Origin of the sequence: Desulfosudis oleivorans Hxd3 (genome assembly GCF_000018405.1) — a bacterium.
Taxonomy (GTDB): Bacteria; Desulfobacterota; Desulfobacteria; order Desulfobacterales; family Desulfosudaceae; genus Desulfosudis; species Desulfosudis oleivorans.
The window spans coordinates 3,069,341-3,086,534 of record NC_009943.1; the positions used below are offsets into that span (position 1 = coordinate 3,069,341).

The 17,194-nt window shown below is 59.0% G+C and carries 16 protein-coding genes; 15 read left to right on the forward strand and 1 reads right to left on the reverse strand.

Going from position 1 to position 17,194, the window contains the following annotated elements:
* Window positions 1-145: 145 nt before the first annotated feature.
* Window positions 146-1,651 (reverse strand): amidase, encoded by a 1,506-nt coding sequence (locus DOLE_RS13015; RefSeq protein ID WP_012175951.1) that lies wholly within the window; start codon window positions 1,649-1,651, stop codon window positions 146-148.
* 266 nt (window positions 1,652-1,917) lie between these two features.
* Here DOLE_RS13015 and DOLE_RS13020 point away from each other — a divergent pair, with 266 nt between their 5' ends.
* The 15 genes from DOLE_RS13020 to DOLE_RS18460 all read left to right on the forward strand — a co-directional run bounded on the left by DOLE_RS13020 (window position 1,918) and on the right by DOLE_RS18460 (window position 16,969).
* The gene (locus DOLE_RS13020; RefSeq protein WP_012175952.1) at window positions 1,918-3,258 is read left to right on the forward strand and encodes a Na(+)-translocating NADH-quinone reductase subunit A; all 1,341 of its coding nucleotides are present in this window, start codon (window positions 1,918-1,920) and stop codon (window positions 3,256-3,258) included.
* A complete protein-coding gene (locus DOLE_RS13025; RefSeq protein ID WP_012175953.1) occupies window positions 3,255-4,436 on the forward strand; it encodes an NADH:ubiquinone reductase (Na(+)-transporting) subunit B in 1,182 nt (393 codons plus the stop codon). Before DOLE_RS13020 ends, DOLE_RS13025 begins: the two co-directional genes overlap by 4 nt.
* A gap of 150 nt (window positions 4,437-4,586) precedes the next feature.
* On the forward strand, window positions 4,587-5,330 hold the full coding sequence (locus DOLE_RS13030; RefSeq protein ID WP_012175954.1) for an FMN-binding protein: 744 nt from the start codon (window positions 4,587-4,589) through the stop codon (window positions 5,328-5,330).
* A gap of 29 nt (window positions 5,331-5,359) precedes the next feature.
* On the forward strand, window positions 5,360-5,977 hold the full coding sequence (locus tag DOLE_RS13035; RefSeq protein WP_012175955.1) for an NADH:ubiquinone reductase (Na(+)-transporting) subunit D: 618 nt from the start codon (window positions 5,360-5,362) through the stop codon (window positions 5,975-5,977).
* 1 nt (window position 5,978) lies between these two features.
* Window positions 5,979-6,587 (forward strand): NADH:ubiquinone reductase (Na(+)-transporting) subunit E, encoded by a 609-nt coding sequence (nqrE, locus tag DOLE_RS13040; RefSeq protein ID WP_012175956.1) that lies wholly within the window; start codon window positions 5,979-5,981, stop codon window positions 6,585-6,587.
* Between the two features lie 93 nt (window positions 6,588-6,680).
* Window positions 6,681-7,901, forward strand: coding sequence for an NADH:ubiquinone reductase (Na(+)-transporting) subunit F (nqrF, locus tag DOLE_RS13045; RefSeq protein WP_012175957.1), 1,221 nt, complete (start codon window positions 6,681-6,683; stop codon window positions 7,899-7,901).
* A 279-nt stretch (window positions 7,902-8,180) separates the two neighbouring features.
* A complete protein-coding gene (locus tag DOLE_RS13050; protein WP_012175958.1) occupies window positions 8,181-8,621 on the forward strand; it encodes a DUF1499 domain-containing protein in 441 nt (146 codons plus the stop codon).
* Window positions 8,618-9,490 (forward strand): YitT family protein, encoded by an 873-nt coding sequence (locus tag DOLE_RS13055; protein WP_012175959.1) that lies wholly within the window; start codon window positions 8,618-8,620, stop codon window positions 9,488-9,490. Before DOLE_RS13050 ends, DOLE_RS13055 begins: the two co-directional genes overlap by 4 nt.
* A gap of 244 nt (window positions 9,491-9,734) precedes the next feature.
* Window positions 9,735-10,355 carry a TetR/AcrR family transcriptional regulator gene (locus DOLE_RS17540; RefSeq protein ID WP_012175960.1) on the forward strand — a complete coding sequence of 207 codons (621 nt, stop codon included), beginning with the start codon at window positions 9,735-9,737 and terminating at the stop codon, window positions 10,353-10,355.
* Between the two features lie 79 nt (window positions 10,356-10,434).
* Window positions 10,435-11,559 carry an epoxyqueuosine reductase gene (locus DOLE_RS13065; RefSeq protein ID WP_041280565.1) on the forward strand — a complete coding sequence of 375 codons (1,125 nt, stop codon included), beginning with the start codon at window positions 10,435-10,437 and terminating at the stop codon, window positions 11,557-11,559.
* Window positions 11,560-11,767: 208 nt separating this feature from the next.
* Entirely contained in the window at window positions 11,768-12,430 is a 663-nt protein-coding gene (gene qrcA, locus DOLE_RS13070) for a menaquinone reductase multiheme cytochrome c subunit QrcA (RefSeq protein ID WP_012175962.1), read from the forward strand.
* 64 nt (window positions 12,431-12,494) lie between these two features.
* On the forward strand, window positions 12,495-14,630 hold the full coding sequence (gene qrcB / locus DOLE_RS13075) for a menaquinone reductase molybdopterin-binding-like subunit QrcB (protein WP_012175963.1): 2,136 nt from the start codon (window positions 12,495-12,497) through the stop codon (window positions 14,628-14,630).
* Between the two features lie 19 nt (window positions 14,631-14,649).
* Window positions 14,650-15,468, forward strand: coding sequence for a menaquinone reductase iron-sulfur cluster-binding subunit QrcC (gene qrcC / locus DOLE_RS13080; protein WP_012175964.1), 819 nt, complete (start codon window positions 14,650-14,652; stop codon window positions 15,466-15,468).
* Window positions 15,469-15,534: 66 nt separating this feature from the next.
* Window positions 15,535-16,767: a menaquinone reductase integral membrane subunit QrcD gene (gene qrcD / locus DOLE_RS13085; RefSeq protein WP_012175965.1), complete on the forward strand. Its 1,233-nt coding sequence runs from the start codon at window positions 15,535-15,537 to the stop codon at window positions 16,765-16,767.
* Between the two features lie 34 nt (window positions 16,768-16,801).
* Window positions 16,802-16,969, forward strand: coding sequence for a hypothetical protein (locus DOLE_RS18460; protein ID WP_012175966.1), 168 nt, complete (start codon window positions 16,802-16,804; stop codon window positions 16,967-16,969).
* Window positions 16,970-17,194 lie beyond the last annotated feature (225 nt).

The window sequence follows — 17,194 nt, forward strand, 5'->3', positions numbered from 1 at the left end:
GGTTGCTGATTAAAAAAAAGGCCCCGCACATCGCCTGAAGAAAACGGGTTTTCGGCGCCGGGCCATACAGGTGTTGCATATTAACGAAATATGACCGGTTTGTCACCCCCCGAAGCGCCCGCTTGCGCCGACCGGCCGAAATCCTTTACATCCGGGTGGCATGCACCAGCGGTATCCTGTCGCGCCAGGGCGCGGCCTGCTCAAGCTGTCCGGCCAGCCGGAACAACATGTCCTCGCGGCCAAAGGGCGCCACGAACTGGCACCCGCAGGGCAGCCCGTCGGCACTCCAGTGCAGGGGCACCGACATGGCGGGCAGGCCGCACAGGTTGGCCAGCTGGGTAAAAGGCGTCAGCGCCAGGCTGCGATACCCGGTTTTTTCCACCATGCCCGAGGCGATCAGCAGCTTTTCCAGACCCAGGGCGTGAATCACCGCTGACCCGGCCTTTTCGAAAACCGAAAGGCGGTTGGCGCCAATGACCGGCGGCAGCTGCGCGTTGGTGGGAATCAGGTAAAGATCGCAGCCGGTAAAAAAATCGGCCATGGCCCGGGCCGCCTTGTTCCACTGGCGCTTGGCATTCACAAAGTCGCAGGCGGAAAAGGTCTTTCCCAACCGGCCAAGGGTCCATGTCATGGCCTCCACGTCTCTGCGGGTGGCCCGGCGGTTCAGGTCTTTTCCCATCTGCTCGATATCGGCGGCCACCTCGCCGTAATACATCACAAAATAGCTTCGGGCCAGGGCCGATCCGTCAATGGCAGGGGCCTTTTCTTCCACGACATGGCCCAGGTCCGCCAGCAGCCGGGCCGCCGTGTGAACGGCCTTGATACACTCGTCATGTACCGGCAGGCCGATGGGAGAGACTGTGTTAAAACCGATTTTCAGCTTTTCCGGCGCGATTGCCGTCTCTTCCAGGTAGGGCCGTTGGGGCCGCAGAATTTCGTAAGGGGCCCCGGGTTCCGGTCCGCAAATGGCGTCCAGCATGGCGGCGCTGTCCCGCACCGATCGGGTCAGCACATGCTCCTGGGCCGCGCCCTGCCACAGTTCGCCACTGTCCGGCCCCGCGGGCACCCGACCCCGGCTCGGCTTGAGGCCGAACAGGCCGCACCAAGCCGAGGGAATCCGAATGGAGCCGCCGCCGTCGCCGCCCGAAGCCATGGGCACCATGCCCGAGGCCACGGCAGCGCCCGATCCGCCGGAAGACCCGCCCGGCGACCGTTCAGGGTTCCAGGGGTTGCGGGTGGGGCCGTGCAGTTCCGGCTCGGTGACCCCCAGCAGGCCGAACTCCGGGGTGTTGGTCTTTCCCAGCACCACCAGGCCCGCCTTTTTGTAACGCCGCGCCAGTTCGCTGTCGTGATCGGGTATAAAATTCCGGTACCCCCGGCACCCCTGGGTAAAGGGCTCTCCGGCATAGGCGGCCAGCAGGTCCTTTAACAGAAAAGGGACCCCTGTAAAAGGGCCATCAGGCAAGGACCCGGCAGCGGCCTGCCGGGCCTTGTCAAACATGGCGTGAATCACGGCGTTGATCTTCGGGTTGATGGCCTCGATCCGGGCAATGGCCGCCTCGCACAGCTCCAGAGCCGTGGTCTCCTTATCGCGGACCAGTTGCGCCAGTCCCATGGCATCGTACATGTCATAATCGGAAAATCCCTGCATGGATACTCCCTTTTTAAAAGGCCCTGCGTCTTCGTGTTCCCCCTCGGACCCGGGATCAAACCGGCAAGAAAGATTGACCCGGTAAGAAAGCGGGGACGGAACTCCCGTATATGCCGGAACACCCCAAAAAGCCCTCCTATCATGGGGGGGTCACGCCCAAAAGTCAAGACCGGTCTGTCCGCAAGGACTTCCGGCGCTTGAACGTCAACCCGATCCATGATACGGTAATTCGCAATTTCCGACCTTATATTACAGGTGCCAGATCCATGCCAACCGTTGCCATGAAAAAGGGGCTCGGCCTCAACATCACCGGCCAACCGGACCCGAACCTTGAAACCATAACCGGCTTTGACCGGATCGGCGTGGTGCCGGAACGCATTCCCTTTGTAAAGCCGAAACTCCAGGTGGCCGAAGGAGACACGGTTCGGCGCGGATCGGTGCTGTTTGTCGACAAGCGCAACCCGGACATTTGTTTTGTGTCCCCGGCCGGCGGCACGGTGAAGGCCATTGACTTCGGCCCCAGGCGGGTGATTCGCGCCATTGTGATCGCCGTGGACAGAGATGAAGCGTGCGAATCCGTTGATCCACTTTCCGAAAAAAAGATCAGCGCCATGCAAAAGGCGGGCCTGACCGCCCTGATGATGAAGGCCGGGCTCTGGCCGTTTTTGCGCGCCCTTCCCTTTCGGGATATGGCCGATCCGTTAAGCGATCCTCCGGCGATCATCGTCAATCTTGAGGCCTTGGACCCCTTTCATCCCGGCCCCCTGGTCTATATGAAGGACGCGGCCGACCATTTCAGGCTGGGCATGTCCGCCCTTTCGCGCCTGGCCCCCCGGGTTCTGGTAGCGGCATCGCCGGAGACAGCCAGCCGGCTGACCGCCATTTCACCCCTGATCTCTCACACCGTTACCGGCCCCTATCCGGCCGACGACCCCGGCGTGCTGCTCTATTACACCCGCTCCTCACCGGCAGACAACAGAAACTGGTACATTCACGGCGCCGACGTGGTGTTGATGGGCGAATTTCTTAAAACCGGATGCTTTCCGGTTCACCGGGTGGTGGCGGTCTCAACGCCGATGGTACGGTATTACTGCCGCACCCGCATGGGGGCGCCCCTGGTCCGGCTGGCGCCGGGGCTGGACAAGGCGGATACCATCCAGATCATGGCCGGAGGCCTCTGGCGGGGTCAGAGGGTCAGTGCAGACTCCTTTCTGGGCATGTATGAAACCGCCGTCACCGCCCTGCCCGACGGAAAAACATCCGAGTTTCTGGGCTTTCTGCGACCCGGGACAAACAAGCCCACGCGCTCCAGGGCATTTTTATCCAGGTTGCGAAAAGGCCCCCTGCCCATGGATGCCGGAATGCACGGAGAAGAAAGGGCCTGCGTCAACTGCGGCACCTGCGCCACGGTCTGCCCGGTGGACATTCTGCCCCAGTTCACGGTCAAGGCGGTGCTGGCCGGTGAAGTGGAGGAGTCCCTGGCACACGGCCTGCTGGACTGCGTGGAGTGCGGGCTGTGCGCCTATGTGTGCCCGTCCAAGATCGAACTGACCGAACACCTCAAAACGGCCCGGCAGGCCTACTATATGGAAACAACGGCCCCATGAAAGCGATCCGCGTCCTTTTTGATTCCCAGCGCCGACACTTTGAAAAAGGGGGCCGGTTCGCCCGGCTGGCGCCCCTGTTCGACGCCACCGAAACCTTCTTTTTTCTTCCCGGCATAGCCACGGTCCAGGCCCCTTACGTGCGCGACAGCATCGACCTGAAGCGGTTCATGAGCATGGTGATCCTGGCCCTGATGCCGCCGCTTTTTTTCGGCATTTACAACACCGGCTACCAGGCGTCAATGGCCGCCGGCCTCTCGCTCTCTTTGTTCGACGTGACCCTGAGGGGCCTGCGGATTGTGCTGCCCCTGATTATCGTCTCTTACGGCGTGGGCTTTTTCTGGGAACTGCTGTTTGCCTCGATACGAAAACATCCCATCAGCGAAGGGTTTCTGGTCACCGGCCTGCTGTTTCCGCTGACCCTGCCCCCGTCCATTCCGCTGTGGCAGGCGGCAGTGGGCATCTCCTTCGGCGTGGTGATCGGAAAAGAGATCTTCGGCGGCACGGGCCGCAATATTTTTAATCCGGCCCTGACCGGCCGGGCCTTTCTCTTTTTCGCCTACCCGGCCCGCATGTCCGGCGACGCGGTGTGGGTGGCCGACCTGGCCACCGGCTCCGGGGTGGACGCCGTCACCGGGGCAACGCCCCTGGCCGTGGCAGCCCTGGCCCAGGCCGGAGAGAGCATAGTGGAAACTCTGGCAAATACCGGGTTGCCGTGGCTGACCATGTTCCTGGGTAACTATCCCGGCAGCATCGGCGGCACATCGGCCCTCTGCTGCCTGGCCGGCGCGGCCCTGCTGATTGTCACCGGCATTGCCAGCTGGCGTATCATAATCGGCGGCGTTGCCGGCCTGCTGGCCACGGGCTGGCTGCTCACCCTGTTTGCCGGGCCCGGGGCCCATCCCTGGTTCGGGCTGAATCCGCTTTACCACCTTATCATGGGCGGGTTTGCCTTTGGCATCGTCTATATGGCCACCGACCCGGTCTCCGGGCCGGGCATGGAAAACGCCCGGTGGGTTTACGGGTTTCTCATCGGCATGCTCACCGTGCTGATCCGGGTCTTCAACCCGGCCTACCCGGAGGGCATCATGCTGGCCATTCTGTTTATGAACCTGTTTGCCCCGCTGCTGGACCACGTGGCCGTTTCCTTTCGGTTGAAAAAGCGAGTGCCCAATGTCTGATGGCTTCGTAAAAAGCCCAATGTCTGCGTTGCGCTGCATCCCTCGTCACTGCGGCGTACGACAAGTACGCCTCATTCCTCGAGATTTGCGGCGCCTTGATCTTGAACTTTTTACTTTGCCATCCCAAATAGACTTTTTACGAGAGCATCAATGTCTGACGCGTTAAAATCGATCGTGTTTGCCCTGGTATTGTGCGTGGTGTGCAGCGCCCTGCTCACCGGCGCGGCCGTTGGGCTCAAACCCTACCAGCTGGCCAACGTGCGCATCGACCGGCAGAAAAACATTCTAAAATCCGCCGGCCTGCTGCGGGAGGACGAAAAGCAGACCCCGGCAGAAATCGAGAAGCTTTTCAACGACCGCATTCGGTGCCTGCGCCTGACCCCCGACGGCCGGCCCCTGGAACCGGGGGAAAGCCATGCAAAAGCCCTTCAGGTCTACCTGAATATCGGCGCCGGCCAGATGATTGAAAACTACATCATTCCCATTGACACAAAGGGGGTGTGGGGAGAAATCAAAGGATACCTGGCCCTTGCCGATGACGGCAAAACCGTGTCCGGCTTTACCGTGTACCAGCATTCAGAGACCCCGGGCCTGGGCGGTGAAATCGAAAAGGCCTGGTTTCAGAAAAACTTCGTGGGCAAAAAAATCGTCAATGCCGCCGGCGACTTTGTCTCCGTTGCCGTTGCCAAGGGCACGGTTAAAGATCAGGTGGCGCCGGACCGGCAGGCCAACTACGTGGACGGCATCAGCGGCGCCACCCTTACCGGACGCTACCTGAGCAAAGGTCTGGAGACGATTCTGCGCGAATATGAACCGGTATCGGTAAAGTTTCGCAAGGATCATTTTAAAATGGTGCCCCCGGACCAGGGGACATGTGACAAGAAGTCAGGATAAACCTTTTAAATCAAGCGTGTGGACAACAGATGAAACTCACCAAGACACAGGCATTTAAAACCCTGGCCCAACCGGTGTGGGAGAACAATCCCATAAACATCCAGATGCTGGGCATCTGCTCGGCCCTGGCCGTGACCGTTCAACTGAAAACCGCCCTTGTCATGGGCCTGGCCATGACCTTCGTGGTCTCGTTTTCCAGCCTGATCATTTCGGCCTTGCGAAACCTGATTCCGCGAAACATCCGCATCATCGTAGAGCTGGCCGTGATCTCCTCCCTGGTGATCCTGTGCGACGAGTTTCTCAAGGCCTTTATGTACGACACCAGCAAGCAGCTGTCGGTGTTCGTGGGCCTGATCATCACCAACTGCATCGTGCTGGGCCGGGCCGAATCCTTTGCCCTGGCCAACCCGCCCCACCTCGCCTTTCTGGACGGGCTGGGCAACGGCGCGGGGTACGCCTCGGTGCTGATCATCGTTGCCGCCATTCGGGAGCTGCTGGGCGCGGGCAAGCTGCTGGGCGTCCAGGTCATACCCGGCGCCGCATACAGCGCCGGTTACGAAGACGCCGGTTTCATGCTGCTGGCGCCGGCCGCCTTTATTATCATCGGCCTGCTGGTGTGGCTGCAGAAGAGCCTGAAAAAGGAGTAGCATGCAGGACCTGATCACCATATTTTTAAACTCGGTCTTTGTGGGCAACATCCTGCTGGCCTATTTTCTGGGCATGTGCTCCTTTGTGGCGGTCTCGAAAAACATTCACACCGCCACGGGCCTGGGATTTGCCGTGGTGTTCGTACTGACCATCACCACGCCCCTCAACTGGCTGGTCTACACGTTCCTTCTGGCCCCCGGCGCCCTGGCCTGGGCCGGCCTGCCCAACGTGGATTTGAGTTTTTTAAAATTCATCACCTTTATCGCCACCATTGCAGCCATGGTCCAGGCCATTGAGATGGTCATCGACCGGTTTTCCCAGGGACTCTACACGGCCCTGGGCGTGTTCCTGCCCCTGATCGCGGTGAACTGCGCCATCCTGGGAACATCCCTCTTCATGGTGGAGCGCCAGTATACTTTTCTCGAATCCCTGGTGTTCGGCTTCGGCTCGGGCCTGGGATGGCTGATGGCCATTGTCTCCATGGCCGCCATTCGCAAAAAGCTGCACTACGCCGACATGCCCCACGGCCTGGAAGGATACGGCATCACCATGGTGGTGACCGGGCTGATGGCCATGGCCTTTATGCTGTTTTCAGGAATCACACTATGAGACGGCTTCGTAAAACGCCCAATTACTGTGTTGCGCGAATTCCTCGTCACTGCGGCGTGACAACATGACTATTGAAGAAAAAGGTAACCTGTCTTGATTTACGTTGTCAGTTTCAGCGTGTTTTCGTCGGTGATCATGGTGCTGGTGGCCATGCTGCTGGTGCTGGAGGCCACGCTTGTGCGCAAGGGCACCGTGCACATCGTGATCAACGACGATGCCGACAAGGCACTTGAAACACCGGTGGGCGGTACCCTGCTGTCGGCCCTGGCCGGGGCCGATATCTTTCTGCCGTCTGCCTGCGGCGGCGGAGGGTCCTGCGGCCAGTGCCGCTGCACGGTGGAGGAGGGCGGCGGCGACATTCTGCCCACCGAGCTCTCCCACCTGAGCCGCCAGGAGCAAAACGACAATGTGCGCCTGGCCTGCCAGCTCAAGGTGCGCGAAGACATGCGCATTCGCATTCCGGAAGCGATCTTTTCCATCAGGAAATACACCGCCACCGTGGTGTCCAACAAAAACGTGGCCACCTTTATAAAAGAGCTGGTGCTCAGAATAGACAATGACGAAACAATCGAATTTGAGGCCGGCCAGTACATGCAGATCGACATTCCCGAATATGACAGTGTCTGTTTTGCCGGCTTTGACGTGGCTGACCGGTTTACCTCCGCCTGGGAACAGTTCGACCTGACAGGGCTCTGCGTCACCGCCGACGAGCCGGTGTTCCGTGCCTACTCTCTTGCCAACCCGCCCTACGAGGAGCTGCTGCGCTTTACCATCCGCATTGCCACGCCCCCGCCCGGAACCGATGACATTCCGCCGGGGATCGGTTCATCTTACGTGTTCAACCTGAAACCCGGCGACCGGGTGACCTTAAGCGGCCCCTACGGCGATTTTCTGGTCAAACCCACCGGCCGGGAGATGTGTTTTGTGGGCGGCGGAGCCGGCATGGCGCCCATGCGGTCCCACATTCTTCACCAGCTCAACACCGAGCAGACCAAACGGCCCATCACCTTCTGGTATGGAGCCCGGTCGGTCCAGGAGATGTTCTACCACGAAGAGTTCACGAAGCTGGCTGAACAATATGATAACTTTTCCTACCACGTGGCCCTGTCCGACCCCCGGCCCGAAGACAACTGGCAGGGAATGACCGGCTTTATTCACCAGTGCCTTTACGACCACTACCTTAAAGACCATGCCGACCCGGCGGAGATTGAATACTACCTGTGCGGCCCGCCGCTCATGATCGACGCGGTGATGACTATGCTGGACGAGCTGGGGGTGGAGCCGGACATGATCGCCTATGACAGTTTCTCGTAGGAAAGGATTCAAGGGGTCGAGGGGGCAGGTGAAAAATATGGCATATGATTTTCTTGTTTTTCTGAAAGCATAGAGGATATAAGCGTGTATGAAAAACCACCATTTGACGGCCTTATAAAAGTAAGGAACAAGACGGCAAAGTAAAAAGTTCAAGTTCAAGGCGCCGCAAATTCCGAGGAATGAGGCGTACTTGTCGTACGCCGCAGTGACGAGTGAATGCCGCGCAACGCAGAAATTGGGCTTTTTACGAAGCCGTCACCATTTAAGAGAGGAAACCCCATGAACCACAACCTGCTCGCATGTCTTCTGACTGTGGCCATGGCCGGCTGCGCCGGTACGCTGCCCGGCCTGGGCGTCCATGACGGCCGGCTGACCCCCTGCCCGGACACGCCCAACTGCGTGAACAGCCAGGCAACCGGCGGCCATTTTATCGAGCCCATTTCCTACATCGGCACGGCCCGGGAAGCCATGGACCGGCTGGTGCAGCTCCTGAAAACCGAAAAACGGGTGGTCCTGGTCACTGTTGAACCGGCTTATATTCACGCCACCTTTACCTCGCTTGTCTTCCGGTTTGTTGATGATGTTGAGTTCTACTTTCCCGACGAACCGGTCATTCATGTGCGGTCCGCCTCGCGGGTAGGCCACTCGGATCTGGGCGCCAACCGCCGCCGCATCGAGCATATCCGTAACCGCTTTGCCGCGTCAGAAAAGAGAACATGAGCAGCAAAAAAAACACCCGCGAATTTGTTTATAGACCGCCTTACAACCTGTTTCTGATCACCGTCGGGGCGGCCCTCTTCTCCTTTGGCGTCCAGACCGTGGTCTCTCCCCAGATGTTTATCACCGGCGGCGTTTACGGCACCGGCCTGCTGATCTACTACACCGCCGGAACCCTCAGCCCGGGCCTGTGGTTTTTCCTGCTTAACATTCCGCTGTTCGTGGTGAGCTGGTTTTTTGTCAGCCGGCGGTTCTTTTTCTACAGCCTCTACGCCATGATCCTGGTTTCACTTTTTTCCATCTGCATCGAAGGAGACCTGAAAATTCAGAACCAGGTCTATGCCGCCATTGCCGGTGGCGTGCTGTGCGGCGCCGGCGGCGGCATGGTGCTGCGGTCCCTGGGCTCGGGCGGGGGGCTGGACGTGGTGGCCATTATTTTAAACCAGCGGTTCAACATCGGCATCGGCCGGTTTTACATGGCCTTCAACAGCCTGCTGCTGTTTGCCTTTTTCCTGATCCAGCGGAACATCGACCTGTTTATCGCCTCCCTGATCGTGGTCTTTGTTTCAGCCACCATGGTGGACTACATGCTGGCCCTTTTTAACGCCCGTAAGCTGGTGCTGGTCATCAGCGACAAAAACCCCGCCATTGCCAGGCGTCTGCAGGAAGACCTTCGCCAGGGCGCCACCATTATAAAGGCAAGGGGTGGTTTTTCCGGCAAAGACAAGGAGGTGCTGATGGTGATCACCAACAACATCGTTCTCAAACGCCTGGAGGAGCTGGTTTTTACGGTTGACCCGCACGCCCTGTTTGTGGTGGAAAATACCTTCAATGTCATCGGGTCAACCTTTGGGAAGCGAAAAATATACTGACATATAATTATTATAAAACAGATACTTATTTAATATTACATTATATGTGCAATATTTTTTGAACGTCGGGTAAAAAAACTTGGATTAACAATTTTTGCATTATACGTGCAAATATAACAATCCAACAACCAGCCGCCCGCATCGTTTCATACAAAATTCGCTGAACCGCCATTTTTAACCTTGATATATTGCACTTTAAATGTAATATTATCCCGTCACAATCAAAACGGGACATAAACAATCCATGCCTTCTGAATTGACCATGTCAGGCACACTCCCTTCCGCTGACGGCCGAAAAGACCGGTCCCGGCGCTCTAAAACCGCCATTGCCATGGCCCTGATGGAGCTGATCGCCGCCGGCCGCACCGCACCCACGGCAAAGCAGATCGCCGAACAGGCAGGGGTCTCCCCCCGGCTGGTCTTCCACCACTTTCCGGACATGGCGTCCATATATAATATGATGCTGGCCCTTCAGTTTGAGCGGTTGGCCCCCCTGCTGGAGATCGACATTCCGCGGGAAGCGCCTTTTGACAAACGGCTGGCCGGGTTTGTAGACCACCGCACCACCCTGCTGGAGTTTATCTCCCCCACCCGCCGGGCCGTTCTCTCAAGCGGGCTGTGGAATGCCGTGACCGACGGCCTTGGTCTGTGCCGCCGGATCAAAGAGGAGCAGGCGGGACGGATATTCGGCCCTGAACTGGCAAACCATGAGGCCGACGAATCGGCCCGGCGGCTGGCGGGCCTGAAAACAGCCGGTTCATGGCTCACATGGCATACCCTGCGCGATATTCAGGGGCTTTCCGCTGATGCGGCCGGCCGTGTCATGGCCCACATGATCCGGTCGATACTGCTGTTTGCGCCTTAACGATAAAAGGACGGTCTGTTTTTCGATTTCGATTTCGATTTCGATACCGATACCGATTATTTTTTGAAAGGAACGAATGATGTTACAACAGGAAGAGATCATCAAAAAAGCGCGGGAACTGGGGTTTGCCGACATCGGTTTTACCACGGCCGACCCTTTTGAGGAGCACCGACGAATGCTGCTGGAACGGCAGGAGGAGTACGGATGGGCCGAGCAGGTAGGCCTTGACCTGCTGAAAGGCACTGATCCCGACGCCATCCTGCCGGGGGCAAAAAGCATCATCGTTCTGATCGAAAACTATTTTTCCCACGCCTATCCCCGTTCCATGGAGGGCATTTTCGGCCGGTGCTACCTGGATGACGACCGGGTCACAAAAGACGGCCTGGTGCCGCGGATAAAGGCCTTCCGCGCCTTTCTGCGGGAGGACGGCATCAACACCAAGGTGCCCTTTAACCTGCCCCACCGGGTGGCCGCGGCCCGGGCCGGACTGGGCGATTTCGGCAGGAACTGCCTCTTTTACGCTCACAATGCCGTGCGCGGCGGCTCCTGGACCCTGCCCATCGCCGTGGTGGTGGATCGAGAATTTACGCCGGGCACGCCCACCCTGGGCATCGGATGCCCGGACTGGTGCAAGAACGTCTGTATTGCCGCCTGCCCCACCGGCGCGCTCAAGGGCAGTGGCAGAATCGATCCCCGCAAATGCATCTCATTTCTCTCCTATTTCGGCGACGGCATCACGCCCCTCAAAATGAGGGAACCCATGGGTATGTTTGTCTACGGGTGCGACCGGTGCCAGAATGTCTGCCCCCGCAACCAGCCCTGGCTGGCCCAGGCGCTGCCGGTAAACGAACGGGCCGCGGCCAAGGCGGAAAACTTCGACCTGCGGGCCCTGCTGCACATGGACACCGCTTATTTTGAAAGCAGTGTATGGCCCCACATGTTCTACATGTCATCCGCCGACATCTGGCGATGGAAGATGAACGTGGCCCGGGCCATGGGCAACAGCCGGGACCAGGGCTTTGTTCCGGACCTGGCACGGGCGTTTGAAGAAAACGAGGACCCCCGCGTCAAGGGAATGGCGGCCTGGGCACTGGGCCACATCGGCGGCGATCAGGCCAAAACGGCCCTGGAAAAGTTTTCCGAAACAACACTTGCCGGTCCCGTGGCCGAAGAGGTTCGTCTGGCAATGGATGCCTGCGCCTGACGATATTATTTGTTTTCCGTTGACCGACGGGTGCCACGGGCGGCCCGCATACCGGAATGGTATGGATTTGCCTTGACAAAGCCCTGCCGCTGTGGCAAAAAAATTTTTTCTTTTCAGGTTGCAATACCGTTGCGGGTGGACTATAAAAATTTGATTTACATGACCAAAACCGGTTAATCCTATAAATCGTAATGATGACGGAGTGTTCATGAGCGCACAAGACAAATCGACGCATCCTTCTGTTGACGGCGGCAATCAGGAAAGCCCCAAAGACAAGGGCGGCCTTGCCATGCTGATCGCCTTTATCATCGGCCTTGTCGGCTCCCTGGTTGTGGGCTGGGTGGTCTTTCCGGCGCTGCTCTACTCTGAAAAAGAGCAGCCCTTTCAGTTCAATCACGCCCTTCACCTGGATGAACTGGGGGACTGCGAAGCCTGCCACTTCTTCCGTGAAGACGGCACCTTTGCCGGCATCCCCACCCTCAACGCGTGTCTCGACTGCCACAGCTACGCCATCGGCGATACCGAGGCGGAGCTGACCTTTGTCGAACAGTACGTGGACCAGAACAAAGAGGTCCCCTGGCTGATCTATTCCCGGCAGCCCGATTGTGTTTTCTTCTCCCACGCGGCCCATGTTCGAAAGGCCGGTATGGATTGTATTACCTGCCATGGTTATCTCGGTGTATCGGAAAGCCTGCCCGTCTACCAGGAAAACCGGATCACCGGCTACAGCCGGGACATCTGGGGATACGACATCACCGGCTCAAGCCTGTTCAAAAAGAACGTATGGGAAAGCATGAAGATGGACGACTGCGCCCGGTGCCACGAGGAGGAAACCGGCAGCAAGGGCGCCTGTTTCCAGTGCCACAAATAACGACCGTCTGAAAAGACGCAATCATTCGCATTTGATGGTCTTGTAAAAAAGTCGAGGAGAACCGATGAAAATAGACAGAAGAAGCTTTTTGACATTGCTGGCCGGCGGCGCCGTGGGCACGGCCCTGTCGCCCATGACGATCAAGCTTACGGACGACATCTCCATCTGGAGCCAGAATTTCCGGGGCACCCCCATTGAGGTGCCGGTTCCGGAAAGGGGCCCGGCCTCATATGTGGATTCGGTATGCACCCTGTGCCCCGGCGGCTGCGGCATCTCGGTGCGCAAGATCGGGGACCGGGCGGTAAAAATTGAGGGGAAAGCCGGCCATCCGGTCAATAACGACGGTGTCTGCGCCCTGGGCCTCTCCGGTCTTCAGCTCCTCTACGGCCCCTGGCGGGTGACCGGACCGAAGAAAAAAGAAAACGGCAGATGGAAAAAGATATCCTGGGACCGGGCACTTTCGGAAATCGCCGAAAAGCTCAACGAACTGCGCGAAGCGGGCAAGGCCGACGCCATTGCCGGCATCTCCCGCACCGGCCGCGGCACCGTGGCCCGGCTGATGCAGCGGCTGCTGGCCGCCGCGGGTTCTCCCCATTTTCTACCGGTTCCCACCAATGAAAACGCTTACAGCGATGCGGTTGCCCGCATGTTCGGCAAACCCGGAACCGTGGGGTTTGATTTTGAAAACAGCGGCTACGTGCTGAGCTTTGCCGCCGGTCTGCTGGACGGCTGGGGCTCGCCGGTCCACATGTTTTCGGCCCACAGCCAGTGGAAAACCAACGGTGTCAAAATGGTCCAGGTGGAATCCCGGCTCTCTTCCACGGCGGCCAAGGCTGATCAGTGGGTGGCCGTCAAACCGGGTACCGAGGCCGATCTGGCCCTGGGCCTGGCCCACGTGATTCTTCGCGACAACCTGAACGCCGGGGCCGCCGCCAACAGCCGCGCCTTTGACAGCTTCGCGGCCCTTGTGAAAAAAGACTATACCCCGGCCCGGGTGGCGGCTGCCACCGGCATCAAAGAATCGGTTATCGTGGCCCTGGCAAAAGAATTTGCCGCCGCCTCCCACCCCGTGGCGGTCTGCGGCCGGGGCGACGGACAGACCCCCTGCGACAGCCGGGAAGTCATGGCCGTTACCGCGCTCAACGCCCTTGTGGGCAGCGTCAACCGCCAGGGCGGCATGATCATCGGACCGGAGCCGGACTATATTCAGTGGGCCAGGCCCGTGCTGGACGATACGGCCCAAAAAGGCCTGGCAAAGGGCCCCAAAACACTCGCCGACCTGCTGGCAGGCAAAACCCCCGACGTCCAGGCCCTGTTTGTGCTGGAGGCCAACCCGGCCTATACCCTGCATGACACCACAAAAGTAAAAGCGGCCCTGGAGGCCGTGCCCCTGGTGGTGAGCCTCTCTTCCTTCATGGACGAAACATCAGCCCTGGCCGACTACATTCTGCCCCTGCCCACCTGCCTGGAACGCACCGAGGACGTGGTGGTCACGGCCGGGCTCAAAACCCCGATGATCGGCCTGACCCAGCCGGTGGTGGAGCCCCGGCTCGACACCCGCCATCCCGGCGACGTGATCCTCGACCTGGCAAAGGCCATGGGCGGAACGGTTGCCGAGTCCTTTGCCTGGAGCGACTATCAGGACTGTCTGGAAAAGACCTTCGGCCTGGTTTACGGCAAGCTTGCCACGGAAGGGTATCTTCAGAAATCGGTACTGGAAACATTAATCGACACCGCCGTGGCCGTGGGCAGGGCCGACTTTGCCCCGGTGGTGGAGGCGGACAAAAAAGTGCGGCAGAACACCCCGGCCCTGGTGCTGGCGGCTTACGACGCCATGCGCGTTGCCGGCGGAGCCATTGCCACACCGCCCTATGCCATGAAAATTGTTCCCGACACCATTTTAAAGAAAAACGATCTTTACGTTGAGATAAATCCGGAAACCGCCCAAAAGGCCGGTCTTGCCGACGGCAAGGCCGCCGTGGTGGAAACACCGGCGGGCACGGCTCAGGTCCGGGTCCGGGTCACCCACGAGGTGGCGCCGGGCATGGTGGCCATGCCCAGGGGCTTCGGCCACACCGCCTATGACGACTACGTCAGCGGCAAAGGCGTCAACGTCAATGACCTGATCGGCCCGGTACCGGACCCGGTTTCCGGCCTTGACACGGCATGGGGCGCTCCGGCGAAACTTATAAAAGCATAAACCCATATAAGAGGAACGGATGAAACACAATCAGCAGGGAACACCCAGAAAGTACGGCATGGTCATTGACCTGGACAAGTGCACGGGCTGCGGCTCGTGCATGGTGGCGTGCATGTCCGAAAACAACGTGCCGTTCAAGAAGGACGAAACCGACAAGCTCAAAAGCATCACCTGGATGCGGGTCTACAAGCTGACCAACGGCAAGCCGTTTCCCGACACGGAAGTGTGCTACCTTCCCCGGCCCTGTATGCACTGTGAAGGGGACCACGGCCATTCGCCCTGCGTCTCCGTGTGCCCGGCCACGGCCACCGATTACGATCATACATCGGGTATTGTCAGCCAGATCTACACCCGGTGCTTCGGCTGCCGGTACTGCATGGCCGCGTGTCCCTACCATGCGCGGTACTTCAACTGGTTTGACCCGATCTGGCCCGATGGCATGAAGGAGGCTTTGAGCCCCAACGTGTCGGTGCGCATGCGGGGCGTGGTGGAAAAGTGCAGCTTCTGCTACCACCGCTACCAGCTGGCCATGGAAAAGGCCTATGTGGAAGAGCGGGACACTCTGGAAGAAGAGGAGTACCAGACCGCCTGCACCCAGGCCTGCCCGTCCGGCGCCATCATCTTCGGCGACCTGAACAATCCGGACCATGCCGTGCACCAGATCGTGCAGCCGGACCCGGCCCACCACGGGCGGCCGAAAAACCCCAACGCCTTCCGGCTGCTGGAACGCCTGGGCACCAATCCCAAGGTGTACTACATGTCCAGCCGGGAATGGGTCCGCAAGAGCGGCGACAACTACCTGGCAACAGAAAAGCCCGGGGCACCGGAAAGCCATTAGAACAAAAAACCCGCGCTGGCGGGTGTGGATATAAACCAGTCATCACAAACAGGGAGTATATAGTTTATGGATTCTGCACTCATTCCTCAAGGGGTCAGGCGTTGTCCGCTGCCGGTATTCCTTATCGGCGTCGCGGTGGTGGGCGCGGTGCTGCTGTGGGGCGTTTACGCCATGCTGCTGTGCTGGCTCAAAGGCCTCAACCAGACCAACATGAACGATTACTACGGATTCGCCCTGTGGATATGGGCCGACCTGGCGGTGATCGCCCTGGGCGGCGGCGCCTTTTTCACGGGTTTTCTGCGTTACATCGTGGGAAAGGATGAGCTGAAAAACATCATCAACTTCGCCGTTGTCATCGGGTTTATCTGCTACAGCTCGGCGCTGCTGATTCTGGCCATCGATATCGGCCAGCCCCTGCGGGGATGGTTCATCTTCTGGCACGCCAACGTTCACTCCATGCTCACCGAGGTGGCCTTCTGTCTGTCGTGCTACTTTGCCGTGCTGACCATCGAGTTTATTCCCCTGATCCTGGAGAACCGGCAGCTGGCCAAGGTGCGCTTCTTCCATCACCTGGGCCACAACATGCACGAAATCATGGCCGTGTTTGCCGCCACCGGCGCTTTTCTGTCCTTCTTTCACCAGGGATCCCTGGGCGGCGTGGCCGGTGTTCTGTTCGGCCGGCCCTTCGGCTTCCGGGAGCATGTACTGGTATGGCCCACCACCTTCTTTCTGTTCACCTGGTCGGCAGCGGCCTGCGGCCCCTGCTTCACCATCCTGGTCACCAAGATCACCGAGGCCGTCACCAGGAAAAAACTGGTGGGCGACGCGGCCATTCACACCCTGGCCAAGATATCCGGATGGATGATCACCACCTACGTGATCGCCAAGATCATCGACACCGTCTACTGGGCCGCGGTCACCGCACCCGAGCACGCCGGCCAGGCCCTGGGCGCCTTCTACGCCAACTGGTTTTACGGCTACTGGATGCTGATCGCCGAGGTGATCGTGGGCGGCCTGATTCCCGGGCTGATGCTGCTGTCCCCCAGGGTGCGAAGCAACGGCAAGCTGCTGGTTGCCGCCGCGGTGCTGGCCTGCGTGGGTGTTTCCATCAACCGGTGGGTCATGGTGCTTCAGGTCATGGCGGTTCCGGTAATGCCCTTTGACCAGTGGGTGCTCTACTTTCCCAGCTGGCAGGAGATCGCCACCACCATTCTGCCGGTGGCCTACGGCATTCTGCTGATCTCTCTTGCCTATCGTTACCTGCCGGTGTTCCCGCAGGAAAAGGAGTTAAACAGCTAATTTTCGCCGTGCATGCGGCGTCAGGGAGGTACATATGTTTCCGTTTGTTTTTGAATGGCATTGGGACACGGCGCACCTGGTGTTTCACGGCGGCCTGTGGTATGCGCTCTCCATCCTGGGCGCGGGCATGACCTATTGCATTTTAAAGGCCGCCTACGACACGCTGCGCGGTGATGATAACGGCCACGACAGCCACCACTAACATTGACCGGCACATCAAAAAGCGCCTGTCCCGGCATACCGGGAAGCAGGCGCTTTTTGTTTTTTTTCAGTAATTGCGAGTTTTTTCCGTCTTTGCGAGCGAAGCGAAGCAATCTTTAACGCTGTGATAACGGCTTTAGGCAGAAGATTGCTTCGTCGCCCTGCTCCGCAATGACCTGTGTGCCAAGAACACAAAACCCGCCGCTTGCTTTGTTCCGCAAGTGAG

What these genes read in the sequence shown, in the direction of transcription:
- DOLE_RS13015 (WP_012175951.1), bottom strand. Translation starts at nt 1,651, where the DNA reads ATGCAGGGATTTTCCGATTATGACATGTACGATGCCATGGGACTGGCG.
- DOLE_RS13020 (WP_012175952.1), top strand. Translation starts at nt 1,918, where the DNA reads ATGCCAACCGTTGCCATGAAAAAGGGGCTCGGCCTCAACATCACCGGC.
- DOLE_RS13025 (WP_012175953.1), top strand. Translation starts at nt 3,255, where the DNA reads ATGAAAGCGATCCGCGTCCTTTTTGATTCCCAGCGCCGACACTTTGAA.
- DOLE_RS13030 (WP_012175954.1), top strand. Translation starts at nt 4,587, where the DNA reads ATGTCTGACGCGTTAAAATCGATCGTGTTTGCCCTGGTATTGTGCGTG.
- DOLE_RS13035 (WP_012175955.1), top strand. Translation starts at nt 5,360, where the DNA reads ATGAAACTCACCAAGACACAGGCATTTAAAACCCTGGCCCAACCGGTG.
- nqrE (WP_012175956.1), top strand. Translation starts at nt 5,979, where the DNA reads ATGCAGGACCTGATCACCATATTTTTAAACTCGGTCTTTGTGGGCAAC.
- DOLE_RS13050 (WP_012175958.1), top strand. Translation starts at nt 8,181, where the DNA reads ATGAACCACAACCTGCTCGCATGTCTTCTGACTGTGGCCATGGCCGGC.
- DOLE_RS13055 (WP_012175959.1), top strand. Translation starts at nt 8,618, where the DNA reads ATGAGCAGCAAAAAAAACACCCGCGAATTTGTTTATAGACCGCCTTAC.
- DOLE_RS17540 (WP_012175960.1), top strand. Translation starts at nt 9,735, where the DNA reads ATGCCTTCTGAATTGACCATGTCAGGCACACTCCCTTCCGCTGACGGC.
- DOLE_RS13065 (WP_041280565.1), top strand. Translation starts at nt 10,435, where the DNA reads ATGTTACAACAGGAAGAGATCATCAAAAAAGCGCGGGAACTGGGGTTT.
- qrcA (WP_012175962.1), top strand. Translation starts at nt 11,768, where the DNA reads ATGAGCGCACAAGACAAATCGACGCATCCTTCTGTTGACGGCGGCAAT.
- qrcB (WP_012175963.1), top strand. Translation starts at nt 12,495, where the DNA reads ATGAAAATAGACAGAAGAAGCTTTTTGACATTGCTGGCCGGCGGCGCC.
- qrcC (WP_012175964.1), top strand. Translation starts at nt 14,650, where the DNA reads ATGAAACACAATCAGCAGGGAACACCCAGAAAGTACGGCATGGTCATT.
- qrcD (WP_012175965.1), top strand. Translation starts at nt 15,535, where the DNA reads ATGGATTCTGCACTCATTCCTCAAGGGGTCAGGCGTTGTCCGCTGCCG.
- DOLE_RS18460 (WP_012175966.1), top strand. Translation starts at nt 16,802, where the DNA reads ATGTTTCCGTTTGTTTTTGAATGGCATTGGGACACGGCGCACCTGGTG.